This is a genomic window from Lentzea alba, assembly GCF_011067745.1.
Taxonomy (GTDB): domain Bacteria; phylum Actinomycetota; class Actinomycetes; order Mycobacteriales; family Pseudonocardiaceae; genus Lentzea; species Lentzea alba.
Window position 1 is genome coordinate 1 of sequence record NZ_JAAMPJ010000010.1, and the last position, 17,164, is coordinate 17,164.

2 protein-coding genes (1 of these 2 cut by a window edge) are annotated in these 17,164 nt (G+C 71.7%); one reads left to right on the forward strand and one right to left on the reverse strand.

Going from position 1 to position 17,164, the window contains the following annotated elements:
• The coding region (locus G7043_RS47735) for a hypothetical protein (protein ID WP_207311995.1) at positions 1 to 658 on the reverse strand (658 nt) is incomplete at its 3' end.
• Here G7043_RS47735 and G7043_RS31420 point away from each other — a divergent pair.
• Positions 615 to 17,164, forward strand: the 5' end (the start) of a protein-coding gene (locus G7043_RS31420; RefSeq protein WP_166051861.1) for a hypothetical protein. Its footprint extends 21,772 nt past the window's final position; only the first 16,550 of its 38,322 coding nucleotides appear in the window; its start codon is at positions 615 to 617; the stop codon falls past the right edge of the window. The two genes, G7043_RS47735 and G7043_RS31420, sit on opposite strands and share 44 nt — an antisense overlap.

Below are 17,164 nucleotides of genomic sequence, written 5' to 3' on the forward strand. Positions count from 1 at the left end.
CGTCGCCGACCACGACGTCGCCGACCACGACGTCGCCGACTACGACGTCGCCGACCACGACGTCGCCGACTACGTCGTCGCCGACCACGTCGTCGCCGACCACCACGTCGCCGACCACCACGTCGCCGACCACCACGTCGCCGACCACCACGTCGCCGACCACCACGTCGCCGACCACCACGTCGCCGACCACGACGTCGCCGACCACGACGTCGCCGACCACGACGTCGCCGACCACGCCGACCACGCCGACCACGCCGACTACGACCACGCCGACTACGACCACGCCGACTACGACCACGCCGACGCCGACCACGCCGACTACGACCACGCCGACCACCACGTCGCCGACGTCGACCACGCCGTCGCCGACCACGCCGACTACGACCACCACGTCGCCGACGCCGACCACGACCACGCCGACGCCGACTACGCCGTCGCCGACCACGTCGTCGCCGACCACGACCACCACGACGCCGACCACGACGGACCGCCCCGCCACAGGCCCGACCACGCAGGAACGCCCGACCACCTCGGGCGCCCGTCCGACGACGACCAGCGGCACCGAACAGCACAGCACGACTGCGGCCTCGCACGGTTCCGGGAAGCCCTCCGTGCGGCCCACCACGGAAACCGGCTCGTCGACCCCGCCGGTCACCGAGCCCAAGACGAGCACGTCCGGTGGCGAGCCCAAGACGACCCCGCAGACCACCGAGTCCAAGCCGACCTCGCCGGTCACCGAGTCCAGGCCGGTGAGCCCGGCCGCGCGCCACGACGACCGGCACTCGGGCGACCAGACCGTGCCCGTGCCCGGGCCGTTGGATCCCTTGGCGCAGCAGCCGCCGCACGTCCGGCGCCCTGATGAGCCCTCGCACCCGGACCAGACGCACCCGGTCGACGAGATCACGCAGGAGCCGGTGCAACACCCCGAGACGCCGCCGGTGCCCAACGAGCGGCAGAACTCCGCGGAACGGCCGCGGCCGGTCACGCCCACCAGCAGGGTCGAGCGCGCTCGGGTCGAGCGGCCCAAGGTCGAAGGCGACATCGACGGCAAGTCGGTGCGCGAGGCCATCGTCGGCATGCTCAACCTCAAGGACAGCCGCGGCGATCGGGCGCTGAAGGCGTTGGTGGAGCAGCAGTTCTCCGACGAGAACCTGAAGGCGCACTTCCACCGCGCGCTCGACGGCGGGCTCATCGTCGACCTCGGCTCGCGCCGGCGCAGTGCTCCGCAGATCCGGCTCGACATCACGTCGCTCGGCTCGCCGCCCAGCAGCCCGACCCGGACCACGACCGGCATCACCGGCTCCCACTCGCGCGACCAGATGAAGACCAGCCTGAGCAACGCTCGGTTGCTGGTCTCCACGGGGGAACGCAACTTCCGGATTCCGTTCAAGATCGCGGCGCTCACCGTGCGGGTCGGTGGTCTGTTCAACGCGCGGGGCTCGGATCTGACGTCGAAGACCCTGTCCAAGGGGGAGACGAAGGTCGAGCAGACCGACGTGCCCGGTGAGAAGTCGCTGCACGACGTTCAGTTCACGATCACCGCGCGCAAGCCGCGCACGCCGAGTTTCCTGCCGTTGAATCCGGTCAAGAAGACGGACAACGTGTCGGTGCCGGTCACGCTGCTGTGGCCGGAGGCGCCCCGCTCGGTGGACCCGGGCAACGCCCACACGACCAAGCTGGAGCGTCCGCAGGACGTCGTGCACGCCGACTTCGCCGGGCTCGGCGACGTCTACCACGCCGTGGAGTCCGAGCTCGGTGGTTTCCCGCCGAGCTCGGAAGGGGCGCGCCGGCTGCGCGACTGGCTGCACACGCTGCCCGCGACGGCACCGGAACTGCTCAGCGGCAAGCCGCAGCGCTCGTCGTTCAGGTTGCCCGGCCGCAGTGGCCGCACGGAGATCATCGTCTCGGTCACCGAGCCGAAGGTCACGCATCCGCACAGCGAGACGCCCGGCACCATCACGCGGTCCCGTGAGGCCAGTGCCGAGACCAGCAGCGGTGAGTCCATAACGCGGCGCCGAGGTGGTGCGGTCGGCCTGCAGTTCGGCACCTTCAAGAAGGGCATCAACCCCGGCGGGGGCATCGGTCCCAACGTCGGCTTCTTCCGCAGCACCAAGACCGAGACGCGTGTCACGCAGAAGGTCCACGACGAGTTCTCCGCCACGTACACCGGGCCGGTCACCAAGCAGGACGTCCAGTTCGAGTTCGTCGTGAGGGTCGGCGACGGACAGCACAAGGTGGACGCGCCGACGGCCGGGAGCCGCGACGGCAGGCCGGCCATCGCCGGCGAGCACGACATGTCAAAGCCGGAGAACTTCCACGACGAGAGCGCCACGCCGGAGGAACGGGCGAAGGTCAAGGCCGCCAAGCCGGTCGACCCCGCGAAGGTGCGTCACTACGAACCTGACGTCGTGCTCAAGGTCGACGGCAAGGCGACGGTGTGGAGCAAGCCGCACGACGCCGGTGACGCCGCCGCGCCGTCAACGTCGACGGTGCACGACCCCTCGACCTCCGGCGCGCCGTCGACGGTCAGTGCGCCGGACCCGGCCACGCGACCCGCACACGAGGCACCGGCCATGCCGCCCGGTTTGGACGCGGCACGGGTGCTGGACCGGGTGGACGCCGACCACCGGCTGCCCGAGGAGACGCTCTCCCACCTGACCGGCGCGGTGCTGCACCGGCTCGAGGTCGACGGTTTGGTGCGGGCCGGTGACCTGGCCGAGGTCGAGCAGCGCTTCCGGCGTTTCCTGGAAGACCACGCCCACGACCTCGTCCGCGGTGGCGACGGCGTGCGGTTCCCGCTGGAAGGCTGGCACGGCAAGGCGCCCGACGTGTTCGTGCGCGCCATCCCGGACCTCTCACAGCCGAAGTACGCCGGTGTCGTGCCGAGCGAGACCGGGACGGGCAAGCGCCGGGCCGAGCAGATCGACAGCGTCGAGGTCGGCAAGAGCACCGAGGTGACCGGTGGCGTCACCGCGTCCGGTTTCAAGTCGGTGAAGAACGAGTACTCGCGCAGCGGCACCGTCGGGGTCGGTTACGAGGGCACGTTCAAGGACTCCAACGAGATCAAGCACCAGGTCGGTCACGAGGTGCAGACCGAGAGCGACCGGCCCCTGCACCGGGTCCGCTTCCCGGCGGAGTTCGAGATCCGCTTCGGTGGCCGGTGGGCCGACCCCGGCGAGCCGATGCACGCGGAGGACGCCCACAGGTTCCACAGCGAGATCGAGGTCGTGGCGAGCGAACGGCCCGTGCCACTGGACGAATCGGTCACCGAGCGCGGCGACACCACGCCCGTGTGGCACGAGGGTGAGCCGCCGGAGTCCCAGCAGCAGCAACGGCGCGCGTACCTGCCGCCGCGCGTCGAGCTCGACTCGCTCAAGCCGATCCCGGAGATGCTCGGCACGGTCGCGAAGATGATCGACGCGCCGCGTGAGGCGAGTTGGCTCACCTTCGTGACGTCGCCGCTGGCCGGCAGCCGTCCTGCTCGCTTCGACGAGCACAAGGGCCTGGGGCCGTTGAGTCGTCAGGAAGGCGAGCTCGACGAGCGCAACGCGGCCCGCGACGCGCTGGAGAACTTCACGAGCTCGCCGGCGCGGGTGGCGAGGTTCGAACGCGCGGCGCGCGGCTCGGACTTCGTCGTGCTCAAGAGCCACAACCGGCCCGGTGCGGTGGCGAACCGGGAGCGGACCGCGCGGGTCGAGCTCGAGACGGAGCTGGCGAACCCGAAGATCCTGACGGTCGACGAGGCGCACCGGTTCTCGGCGGGTGACATCCACGGCACCGAGGTCACGCGGACGAAGACCGACAGCCACGGCGTCAAGGCGCGGGTCGACTTCGGCAACACGTTCCCGGTGGGCAAGGACAAGGTGACGCCCACCGTCACCGCTTACGCCAGCGGCGGGTTCCTCTGGGGCAAGGAGACCTCGCACGGCGACACGGTTCGGTCGACCGAGACCGCGACCCGGTCCGAGCGCGGCTACCTGGTCAGCTTCGACGCCACGCACAAGGTGCACACCAAGGCGCAGCACGTCTGGCACGACATCGCCGGATTCGGTCACGAGTGGCCGGTGCCCACCCGCGAGGCGACCAAATGGGTCCACGTGCCGGACGCCGCGACGGTCTGGGTGCCCGCGAGCGAGATCCACCGCATCGGGCACCTGCTGGACGGCGATCTCGCCAAGCTCGACCCGGCCGACGCCCGCCGGTACGAGCGGCAGGCGGCTTCCGACAGTGCCACCGAGGGTGCCTCCAGCGGCGCTTCCGAGCATTCTGCCCACAGTGACACCGAAAGCGGCATTGAGACCGTTGCGGACAGCACCACCGGGACCACTGCCGGCGATGAGGGACCGAGCAGGCGCCCCGGTAAGGAGCCGATGCACGACCTCGGCGAGGAACCGGTCAGCCGTGGCCAGGAAACGCCGGTCGACGAGCTGCCCGAGCGCGACGACCTGCGCCCGCCCGCCGACGTCGGCAGGGGAACCGGCCGGGTCGAGGTGTACCGGCCGGAGTCCGGCAAGGAGCTGCTCACCCAGATCGCGGCGCACCTGGCGGACTGGACGAAGCAGCCCGAGGCCTTCCGGCCGGCGGGACTGGTCGATCTGGCCCGGCAGCTGGTCGGCGGGCCGAGCAGGCGGCAGGCCGAGTTCGAGCCGATCAACGACCGGCTGGTGTCCGACGTGCTCGGCCCGAAGCTCGTCGGGGCGGACTTCAACGCCGCGCTGCGGGATATGCTCGGCAACGGTCTGCCGATCTTCCTGCCCGGCCACCGCCCTCTCGGCAAGATCGAGCAGCTGGTGGTGCTCACGGCGGAGCTGGGCGACGGTGCCTACCACCGGACCGTGGAGAAGGAGAACGTCGAGGTCGACCTGAGGTCGAGCGACAAGTCCGGCACGAAGACCAACCGCGGCTGGGTCGTGGAAGGCGGGCTCGGCTTCACCGCGGGCCAGGCCAGGCAGGGCCAGATCGGCTGGGGCCTGAGCCAGGGCGGCGCGCTCGCCCACACCCGCAGGAACGAAATCGAGCTGGGCCAGGAACGCGGCGAGAAGGTCAAGTACGCCAACGAGTCCGACAGCGTCGAGTTCCTGCACGACCTCAAGGTCAAGATGGAGGTCTACTCCTACGCGCGTTCCGGCGCCTACCGGATGCTGCTGCCCGGCTCACGCAAGCTGGCCGAGCACTTCGAGGGCAGCTTCGAGTTGAAGGGTGCGGTCCGGTCGACCGTGCCGGTCGACGAGGCCGTCCCGCTGACGGGCCGGGAGCCACGCCCGCCGATGACGCAGTCCGAGGGTTCGCTGCGGGACCTGCCGGAGCAGGAAGGTAAGCCGGCCGGTCTGTCCGACGACGCCGTGATCCGCCCGTTCGACGCCCCGAAGCTGAACGACGCGATCCGCGAGCTGGCGGGCGGCGGCAACGGCCGGCCGATGATGTCGCCGCGCGCGATCCACGAACTGCAGGCGGCGACGACGTCACCGATGCTGCGCGCGCACCTGAAAGACCTGATGTCGCCCAGCGGCCACGAGGTGAAGTTCTCCAGCGGTGGCGTCAAGAACGTGAAGATCTCGGTCGACGTCGTCAAGCGCGAGCTGGTCGAGGTGCTGGACACGCCGGCCACCCTGGACGTGACCGAGACGGGGACGGCGTCGGTCAAGCACTCGGCCAAGACCGAGCTCAAAGGCACCTCGTCGTCGGCCACCAACGAGCCACAGCTCAGGGGCGCCGCCCAGCGGCCCAGCGAGATGATCCACGACACCACGCTCAAGCGGGAATGGGAGACCTCCAGCACGGGTGAGTCCTCCACGACCAAGGAGTCGACGCCGGCGAAGCCGAAGGACGATCCGTCCACTCCGGACGGTCCGGACAGTGTGGAGAACCGCCGGTACCTGGTGCGCCTGACGCCGGCCTGGGAGATCACCCCCGGCTACCGCAGCTCGCGTGCGCCGCAGGCGTGGAGTGCGCCGGTGCGCACCGAGGCGGACCGGCCGGTCCTGATCGAGACGAACCGGGAAGGCTTGCGGCGCCTCGGTCTGGACGACCCGACCGCACCGGTGATCGAACGGCCCGCGGACCCGTCGACCACGGCGGACCCGTCGACCACGGCGGACCCGTCGACCACGGCGGACCCGTCGACCACGGCGGACCCGTCGACCACGGCGGACCCGTCGACCACGGCAGACCCGTCGACCACGGCAGACCCGTCGACCACGGCAGACCCGTCGACCACGGCAGACCCGTCGACCACGGCAGACCCGACGGTCACGACGGACACGACGGAGACGTCGCGCCCTGGGGCTCCCGCCCGGCTGGAAACCATCCCGGAAGGCGACGAGCTCCACGCCCTCAACGAGGCGGACAACGCAGGCAATACGGCGGAGACGACGCAGGAGACCGCCCAGCCGGCCCCGCGCCGGTCCGGCCTCGCGGCCTTCCTGCAGCGGCAACCGGAAGCCGAGCGGACCCCGGAGACGAGCAGCCGCCCGTCGCGGACCGAGCGGGCCACGCACTGGGTCCAGGAACGGCTGGGTCTGCGGACCGCGACCCGCGAGAACGTCGAACTGCACGGCGAGGGCGTCGCCGACGGCACGCGCAGGACGTTCCACGCGGCGGACGTGAAGGCCACGCGGGTGTCGCGCAACGGCCGCGATGTCGGCCTCATCTTCTACCGTGGCCAGGACAAGGCCGATGTGCGTTCCTGGTTGCAGCGGCACGACCCGTCCGAGACGACCCAGCTGTTCCCCGCGGGCGTGCGGGACGGGGAGGGCATCAGCCAGGCCCGCGCGGCGGGCGAGTTCGAGAGCGTGCCCGCGCCGTGGCCGAGGAACTCGCTGCACGTCTTCGCGCACGGCGGCGAGAACCGCGCCCGCGTCGCGCTGCGCGACGGTACGGAGGTCAACGTCGACGGCCGGACGTTCGGCCGGTTGGTGAACGACCTGAAGACGTTCCACAAGGCCCTCAACCGCTCGCAGACCGAAGCACTCGTCATGGTGGTGTGCGACCCCGTCACCCTCGACGGTCCGTCCGGCACCGCGCGCGACTTCCACCAGGCGCTGTCCGAGTCGTTCCAGCCGCCGCGCGTGTTCGCGCCGAACCGCGACGTCTACTCGCGGCTCACCGAGAGCACCGGCCAGGTGGAGTACTCCGTCGCGGACGGCGGCCGGTGGCACGAGTTCCCCGAGCGACAGTCCACTGAGGACCCGGCCACGACCGCCGCATCCGGGCCCGGGCCGCAGGACCCGCCGTCGGGCGGCGGGCGCGACCGGGAACCGCGGACCAGCCGGTGGTCGTCGGTGACGCGTCCGATCAGGCGTCTGCTCGGACGCGACTCCGCCACGCTGCGGAACCTGGACGACACCGGCGCCACGCCGCCCTTCCAGCGTCCGAACGTGGTGTCCCAGCCGCAAACGTCCGGTGCGCACACGGTGGGTGCGTCCTTCCACGCCGGCGGCGACGCCGGTGGTTCGGCCACACGGCCGGCGACCGCCGAGCCCGGTGTGGTCCACAACGCCGACGTCGACGCCAACGTCACTTCGACGGAGAACCGGTTCGTCCTGCGGCATTCCGACGGCAGCACGGTGTCCATGGACGCCGCGACGTTCGCCGGTGTGACTGAGCGGATCGAGTCCTTCCGGCCAGTGGTGGCTCATGGCGATCTCACCGCCGTGGTGGTGCCGGGCTCCCTCGTAGACGGCACGGCCGCACACGACTTCCAGCGTGCACTGAACGAGCGGCTGGGCGCCGACCTGCCGATCGTGAGGCTTGAGGCGCAGCCACTCGCCACGCCGGCGAACCTGTCCCACGAAATCGTTGCGCCGCACCACGATCCGCGGATCGTTCCGGCCGCCACGGCACACGTGCTCCTGCCCGCCGACGGCAGCGTGTTCTCGGTGCTGGCACCGACCGGCCGGGCTGTCGAGGTCACCGTCTTCACCAGGGACGGCGGGCCGGTCGCGGGTAGGACGCAACTCGAGGGTTACGTGCAGTTGCGGTGGGCCGGCGACGTGCGCTCGGTGTCGGACGTGTTCCCGTCCGCCGGGCTGCCCCGGGGCTCCGTCTGGCACACGCTGGTCTCCGGGCCGTTGCCGGTCACGGTTCTGAACAACGAGCACGGTTCCAAGGGGTTCGTGCGCATCGACGGCGAGACCGCGGCCCGGCTGGTCGCCCAGGTGGAGCCGTTCCGCCACCTGCTGGGCAACCGCGGCCCGGATGCGCTCACCCTGCCCGTCCAGCACGTTCGCCACGTCGAAAACCTGTCCGGTCCGCAGCGCGTCGAGCCGGCCGGGACCATTCCGCGCCAGCTGAACGACACGGACGCCGGCGGCACCAGCCAGGTGAACGAGATCGAGAGCGAGTCCGGCGGGTCCTCGCCGGAACCGCAGCGCAGCGGAGACGGGTTCACCGACCCGGCCGAGCGGGCGCGCCGGGCCAAGGCCGACGGCGTCAAGGTGGAAGGCGACGTCGACGGCGCCCAGTTGCGCGACAAGATCGTCGGGCTGCTCGGCAAGAAGGCGGGCAAGCCGGGCAGCGTGCTGCGCCGGATGGTCGGCACGGCGTTCTCCGACGGCAATCTCAAGGAGCAGTTCAACCGGATTCTCGACGGTGGGCTGACCGTCGACTTCGGCGGGCGCCACAAGGGGCCCCAGATCACCGTCGAGGTGGTCTCGGTCCACTCGCCGGTCGAGCCGAGGCACGCCACGTCGACCGTGGTGCACGAGCAGTTCCGCCAGTCCACGCGCACGGACGTCACCACCGCGCGCAAGCAGTCCGGCCTCGACCCGCGGTCGATCCGGGTGCCGGCGCCGTGGGTGATCTTCTCGGCGAGTGTCGGTGACCTGGTCAACACGCGTGACGCGACGCTGACCACCGCCACCGAGCACACCCGCACGGCCGACCTGGAGGAGCCCGGCCGCCCGGTCACGACCGCCCAGCACGACGTCGCCTACCGGATCACCGTGCGCAAGCCGGGCCGCTTCCCGTGGAGCAGCGATGTCACCAGGACCGACACGCACGACGTGCGGATGGAACTCACCTGGCCGCAGCAGCCCGAGGTGACGGACGCACCGGCGCGGTTGCGGCCGGAGACCTTCGAGCACGTCGAGCTCAGCGGGCTGGGCACGGTCTACCGCAAGGTTTCCGAGGCGCTCGACCTGCGCATCAACGACCCGGCCGCGCGCGACTTCCGCGCGTGGTTGCAGACGCTGCCCGCACGGGCGAACGAGCTCTTCAGCGGCGGGGCCGTCCACGAGCGGTTCGCCTTCAACGGCAAGAAGCCCGTTGACGTGGTGGTCGGCATCGCCGCCCAGGGCGAGATCAGCAGGAGCACGGTCGAGGCGAAGCTCACCCGCACCGAGTCGACCTCGTCGGAGATCACCGACGGGCAGACGAACAAGCGCCGTCGCGGCGCCGGTACGGAGATCAGCATCGGCGACATCGTCAGCGCCGACGGTGGTTTCGGCGGCTTCACCCTGAGCCGCTTCGTCAACACCACCACCGGAACGAGCACCACCCACCGGCACGCGGCCGAGCTGAGCACCGTCTACTCGGGACAACTGGACAAGCACCGGACCGGGCTCACCTACGTCGTCCGCATCGGCGAGGGCGTGCGCAAGACCGACGCGCCGGCTGACGGCGGCATCGCCACCGACCACCAGGGCGCCCCGGACACGAAGCCCGTCGATCCGGCGAAGGTGCGGCACTACGAACCCGAGGTCGTCGTCCGGGTGGAGGGCTCGGCGACCGTGTGGGCCGGACCTCAGGAACCGGTGCGCACGGACACGAGTTCGCCTGCGGCGGAACGGCTGGACGTGCCCGACCGCGTCGATGCGCGGTACCGCCTCGACGACGCCACGCTCGACGACGTCGCGGGCACGGCGCTGCACAAGCTGTGGGGCCGTGGCGAGATCAGCGGCGAGGACCTGCCCAGGCTGGCCGACCGGTTCCGCGACTTCCTCCGCGAGCACGCCAGGGAGGTCGCGAACGGCGGCGACGGCGTGCGGTTCCCGCTCAGCGCGTGGGTCAAGGGAGCACCCGACATCTTCGTGCGCGGCTCCCTGGTGCGCGAGGACGGACAGCACGTCGGCCCGGTGCCGTCGCGGACCTTCGAGGGCAGGGTCGAGCTCGGCCACACCCACACGACGACGGTCACGAAGGGCAGCGAGACGACCGTCGGGCTGTCCGGGAACGCCTACGGCACGCCGCACAAGCCGATGGCGAACCTCAAGCCGGGCCAGGTCGACCCGAACGCGCCCAAGCAGCCGGTCTTCCCGTCCGGGAGCCTGTCGCTCACGAGGGACCAGAGCGTCACCGACACCCGGACGACCGAGCAGCAGGTGCAGTCCGAGCGGTCGCTGGTGAACGCGGAGCCGGTGCACCGCTACACCTACCCCGCGAAGTTCGAGGTGCACGTCGGCGGTCGCTGGTCGGAGCCGGGCGAGCGGCTGCACTGGCCGGAGGGCCAGCCGCCGGTGCTGCTGGTGAACCACATCGAGGGTGCCGTCGACATCGACACGCCACAACGCGGCGGCACGGTGCTGGAACCCGACTCGGGGGCATCGCACGCCGAGGATCCGGTGTGGCTTGACAGCGATCCCGGCCTCGACACCGACTCCGGCACCGGCCGCGGTCCGCTGGGCGAGTTGCCCGCCGGTTTCGAGCTGGAGTCGATCAGGCCCGTGCCCGGTCTGACGCAGACCGTGTCCGCGATGGTCGGCCGTCCGGAGGGACCTGGCCTGCTGGACTGGCTGGCCCGTCCGTTCGTCGGCTCGGCGCCGCCGCGGTTCGACGAGCACAAGAGCAGGCACGCCTTCGACCGCAGGACCGGTGAGCCCGACGAGCGCAACGTCGCGCTCGGCGCCCTGGAGCAGTTCACCAGCCCGCTCGCCCGTGCGGCCGGGTTCGACCGCGCCGCGCTCTTCCAGGACACGCTCCACCTGCGCAGCCACAACAACGGTGGGCTGGCCGGTGGCCGGGAACACGACGCGAGGGTGGACTTCTCCACCACGCTCGGGGAACCGCATGTCGTGGCCGTCGACGACGCCCACGTCTTCCGCTCCGGCCGGCGGCTGGGAACGAGCGGCGAGACCAGGTCGGAAGCCCGGCACGGGTACCAGGTGAGGATCGGTGCCGCCGTCGCGACCCCGATCACCAAGAAGATCGGCTTCAGCGGCTCCGTCTCGGTGGGCGGTGGCGTCCACCGCTCGGAGGGGGCGGGCCAGACGCGCGGTACCCCGGTCGAGTCCAGGGAACAGCACACCGAGCGCGGCTATCTGGTCAAGTACGACACCACGCACCAGGTGCGGGCGTCGGTGCGCCACAACTGGGGCGACCTCACCGGCATGTGGCACCAGGGATCCGCCCGCGAGCAGTCGAAGTGGATCCACGTGCCCGACGGCGTCCGGATCTGGGTGCCCGCGAGCGAGATCCACCGCGTCGGTGCGCTGTCCGAGGCCGACCTGGCCAAGCTCGACCCGGCCGACGCCGAGCACTACCGCACTCACCGGCAGGAGGAAACTCCGGCCGAGCACGACACCGTTGAGACGCCGGAAACGTCCACGCGCGCCGAGGAACTCGACGCACAGCCGCTGCGCGCGCCGAGCGACGTCGGTACCGGCACCGGCACGGTCGAGCTGTACCGGTCCGCCGCGGGCACCGAACTGGTGCGGCAGGTCGAGGACCGGTTGCGCCACTGGACCCGGCAGAACGGCGGCATGCGCGCCACCCGCGTCGTGGAAGGTGCCGCGGCCACGCTGGGCGGTCCCTTCAGTCAGACGACGCGCCACCCGTTCGAGCCGATCAACGAGCGGCTGGTGCAGGACGTGCTGGGGCCGACGCTGTCCGGCGCCCTCGCCAACTCGATGCTGGACGACATGCTCACCGGCGGCCGCGCCGTCTTCGTCGAGGGCGACCTCGCGTTCGGCCGGGCCGAGCAGCTGATCGTGCTGCGGGCCACGCTGGGGGAGGGCCGCTACCAGCGCGTGATCACCGAGTCGTCCACCACCGACCGGGTGGAGACCTCGCAGGGCAGCTCCGCCTCGGCGGGCAGGGGCAGGCGGTTCGACGGCGGCGTGCGGGGCTTCGTCGGCTACTCGACGAAGGGCAGGCCCGCGGTCGGCCTGACCGTGAGCCCGGTGACCGGCACCTGGCGCCGTGAGGACACGACCGAGCTCTCCACCACCCGCACGGACGCCGTGCAGGTCGAGCACACCAGCGACGCCGCCCAGTTCGTGCACGACCTGCACGTCACGATGGAGGTCCACCCCTACGCGCAGCGGGGCTTCTTCAGCAAGCACCTGCCCCTCTGGCTGCCGACGCCGGGACCGAGGGCGGTGCGGGAGAGCTGGAACACCGAGTTCACCCTGCCCGGAGCAGCACGCTCGACCGTGCCGGTCGAGGACGTCGTGCGCGCCGACACCGAACCGCCGCGCCCGCTCGACCGGGCGGAGGGTTCGCTGCACGAGCAGCAGCGTGCGCAGCTCCAGCCGCTCGGCCTGCCGACCGACGTGCCGGTGCACGTCCGCCCGTTCACCTCACCACGCCTGCGTCACGCGTTGCACGAACTCGCGACCGGCCTGGGCGGCCGGCCGATGCTGCACCCGAGGACGATGCAGCAGCTGGTGGCCGAGACCGGCACCGCGCCGCTGCGGGCCCAGATGGCCGATCTCCTCTCGCCGACGGGCCACGTCGTGCGCCTCGGCAGCGACCCCGTCTCGCACGTGCGCGTCGGCGCCGACCTCGTCGACCGTGAGCTCGTGCGTGTGCTGGACAAGCCGCTGAGCCGGGAGCACAGCGAAGACAGCAGCCTGACCGCCACCACCTCGCGCACCGGACAGCTCAGCGTGGCGGTGGCAGGCGCCGTGAGCTCCATACCGATCGAACACGCCCGTCCCCGCCCGACGCTGCCGATCGCCGAGACATCCACCCCGGTGCTGCCCTGGAGCATCGAGGACCTCAGCACCGTCACCAGCCGCCACGACGTCCCCGCCACGACCGGCGATGCCGGGGAGCGGTACCTGGTGCGGGCCAAGCCGGTGTGGCAGATCAAGCCCACCTACACCGGCAAGCGTGCCCCGGCCGAGTGGTCGGAGACGGTGCGCACCGAGCCCGACGAGCCGATCCTGCTCGAGGTCGACCGCCGCGGTCTCGAAGCTCTCGGCCTGCACGATCCGAACGTTCCCAGCCCGACCTCCGGCACGACGCCCGACGTCAACGCCGCACTCGGGGAGTTCTCGCCCGGCCGCGGCCAGTCGCACTCCACCACCGGGTGGACCACGTGGGACCTGCCGGCCACGGTGTCCGGCCGGGACCGCCTCGGCCGTACGCACCACTTCGACCCCGCCGAGGTGCGCACGCAGCCGGTCCTCCGCGACGGCCGCACCGTCGGCATCTCGTTCCGTACCGAGCCCAGGCGACTGCCGGAGGGCGCGTCTCCGGACGCCTTCCACGTCGACGCCAACGCCAGGCGCGGCGGCTTCGAGGTCAGGCTGGCCGACGGCTCCCGCCGAGTCGTCGACGGCGCCACGATGGCCCGGCTCGTCGCCGAGGCCGAGCCGTTCCAGCGCGCCATCGGCTCCCGTCCCGTCTCGACGATCGTGCTGCAGGCCCCCGGAACCGGTGCCACGCGGCGTGGCAGCAGTCCCGCGGAGGACTTCCAGTCGGTGCTCTCGGAGCAGTTCGGCCACGACCAGGTCGTGGTCGCGCCGCTGCGCAGCACTGTCCCGAACCGTGTCGATCCGAACGCCGAGGTGCTGCGCCCGGACACGGGCTGGACGGTGTTCAGCCCGGAGAGCCGCTCGTCGGCCGACACGTCGCCGAGCGAGTCGGGTGACACGTCGCCGCAGCATGAGTCACAGCCGGCGCCCTACGTTCCGCCGCAGCCTCCGGTCCGGTTGGGGCGGACCAGTGAGCGTCCGCTGCACCGCATGCAGCGGATCGACGAAGGGGACGAGGCCGCCGCGCTGGCGGAGAGCGACGCGGAGACGCCGAGCCGGATGTCCACTTCGGACAGTTCGATCGGGCGGGTTTCCCGTGGGGATGGGGAGGGCAGCGGTCGGTCCGTGTCGACGGAGGGTGGTGTCGAGACGCCGGGTCGGGTGTCTGACGCTGACTCGTCCTCGTCGACTTCGCGGTCGGATGGTTCGACCGAGGACTCCCAGCCTTCTCGTGGCGAAGGGGAGGGCAGCGGCCGAAGGCCCACGTTGGCGTCGCTTTTCGAGCAGACCGACGGGCGTGGGTTCCATGAGCCGGGCAGGACGGACGGGAGCGCCCACTCCGAGCACGCCGACGCGTCGGCGGAGAGCGGCGGTCGGTCCGAGGAACCGACCGGGCAGACCGGGCAGCGGCGCGTCACGTTGGCCGAGCTCATGGAGGAGACCGACGGGACGGCGAACAGCGACGGCACCGCGCACGCGGACGGCACCCAACACGCCGACAGCACTGGGAGCGCCGACGGTACCGAGCACGCCGACAGCACCCAGCACGTCGACAGCACCGGAGCCGAGCCGAGCCACAGCCAGGACGCCGAACCCGCACGGACGCCGGAACGGACTCCCGCCGCCCGGACATCGCCGTCGCCGCTGCGGAAGCTGGCGCAGCAGGTCCGCAGGGTGCTCGGCTTCGATCGGAGCAAGGTCGTGCAGGGCGTCACCCTCCGGGGCATCGACCCGGAGACCGGCCAGCACTTCTCCTTCACCAGCTCCGACGTGAAGTTCCGCCAGCTCAAGTCGAAGGACGGCAGCACGGTCGGGCTGTCCTTCTCCGACGACCTCCAGACCGAGGGCGACGGCCACCTCAGCACGCTGACCCACCGCGAGACGACGGTCCTCCTGCCGGAGGGTGTGAGGACCCCCGAACAGAGTTCGCGTGCGGCCAGGGAGGGGCGCGCCCGCTTGACGCGTGCGCCGTGGCCCGAGAACAGCTTCTACATCAGCACCCACGGCTACCCGAACGCGTTCGGTGTCGACCTGAAGGACGGCCGGTGGCTGCACGTCTCCGGTGAGGACTTCGGGCACCTGCTCAACGACCTCCGCCCGTTCCACAAGGCGGTCGAGCGCAACCAGTCCGAAGCACTGGCGCTGCTCGTCTGCAACGTCGGCGACATCGACGCGCCCGGTGGGGCCGCGCACGACCTCCAGCACGCCCTGGGACAGTTCGGCCGGCGGCAGCCCGTGGTCGCGGCCACCAGGCCGATGGGCACGACGTCCGATCCGCGCGCCGGCACCTGGGGCACCTACGTCACCGACGGCGGCAAGTGGCGGGTCATGTCGTCCGGGATGGCGCAGGTGCTGGGCCAGGACCCGCAGGGCGGACGCCGCGCCTTCGACCCGGACGGGGTCGAGTCGATCCCGCTGGTCCGCGACGGGCGCACGATCGGCGTGTCGTTCCGCGCGCCCGGCCCGGAGCGTGTCGACGCGACCGACTGGGTGGACTCCGGTGCCCACGTCGCCGACGGTGCGCCGTTGCCGGATCGCACGCTCTTCGTCGACGCTGATCCCTCGGGCGATGGCCGGTTCGTGGTGCACACGCCGGACGGTCCCCTGGCGGTCGACGGCAGCACGCTCGGCCGGGTGGCGGCGAGCACGCAGGTGTTCCGCGACGCGATGGCGCACGAACGGCCGGAGGCGCTGGCGCTGCTCACGTCGGGAACCGAAGGCACGACGCGATCGCACACCGATCCCGCCGGCGACTTCGCGGCCAAGATGCAGCAGGAGTTCGGCACCACGACGCCGGTGTTCGCACCGAAGGACGGCGCCGAGATCGTGGACAGCGGCGGGCGCTCGGAGCTCAGCGCCGACGGCGGCTGGACCCTGCACAGTCCCGCGGGGCCGATGGTGTCCGGAGTGGACGGTGCCGGTCTGCGGCGGCTGGTGCACGCGGACGACGTGCGGGCCACGCCGCTGCACCACGGCGGTCGTCAGGTGGGTGTGTCCTTCCACGACGAGTCCGCGCACCGGGGCCTGTCCCAGTGGATCGAGCAGAACGGCCCGCAGCATCCTGACGTCCCGCGGTCGGAGGACTCGTTCGTCATCGCCGCCGACGCGACGCCGGACGCGGTGCAGGTGCGTCTGCACGACGGAACCACGCTGCGGCTCGGCGGCGAGGAGTTCGCGGATCTGGTGGCGACCACCCGGACGTTCACCGACGCGATGTCGGATCCGGCACGAGCCGGGGACGTCACCGGGTTCACCATGTTCACCTCCGGTGCCGGTGCCGGTCTCGCGGGCGACTTCCAGGCCGCGCTCGCCGGCGTGCACGGCCACCTGCAGCCCGTCACCGCGCCGACCGAGTCGCTCCGGCACGGCGGTGGCGAGTGGCGTTCGTTCCCCGAAGGCCCGCTGGAGCCGATGCGGGGCTTCGACCCGGTCAGCGGGACGCACGGCTGGTTCTCGCCCAACACGGTCGACGCCGTTCCGCTGGAGGTCGACGGTCGCGTCGTCGGCATGTCGTTCCACCCCGAGCCGCGCCTGGCCCAGGACTGGGCCGAGGGTTCGGGCAAGGACGTCACCCAGCGCACGCCCCGCGCGAACGCCGATGTCGAAGGCGCACAGCACATCGACGACGCGCCGTCCAGGCCGTCGCCGTGGACGGACCGGACGTTCTTCGTCGACACGGCGGGCAGCGACGGTCGTTTCCTGGTCACCTCGGACGGGTCGCACCGGTACGTCGAGGCTGACGACTTCGCCCGGCTGGTCGCCCATTCGGAGATGTTCCAGCGCGCTGTGACCGACGGGCACGCCGACTCGGTGACCCTGCTCGTGTCCGACGCGGGGCACGGCCCGACGGCCGAGTCGTTCCAGCGGACGCTGGCCGACGAGTTCGGCTTCGACGGACAGGTGCACGCGCCGACCTCGGAGCTGGAACTGCGGACCTCCGGCGAGCATGGGGAAGACGGCACCGTCCTGCACGATGACGGCGACTGGCGCACCCTGCCCGAGCCGGAGGGAGTGGCTGTCCGGACGGAAGGCGCGTTCTTCGACGCACCGCGCGGAGACACGCGGCCTGCCCCGCGTCCGGGTGACGGCGCGGGTCCGTCCCACGCGGCGGAGACGCCGGCCAAGCGGCCACGGGAGGAGTCGGGTTCCGGCTCGCCGGTGCCGGGCGACGAGCAGTCGGCCAAGCGGACGCGGTTCGAGGACGTCGTCCTGCACGGCCCGGAAGTGTCGGTGGCGTCCCTGGA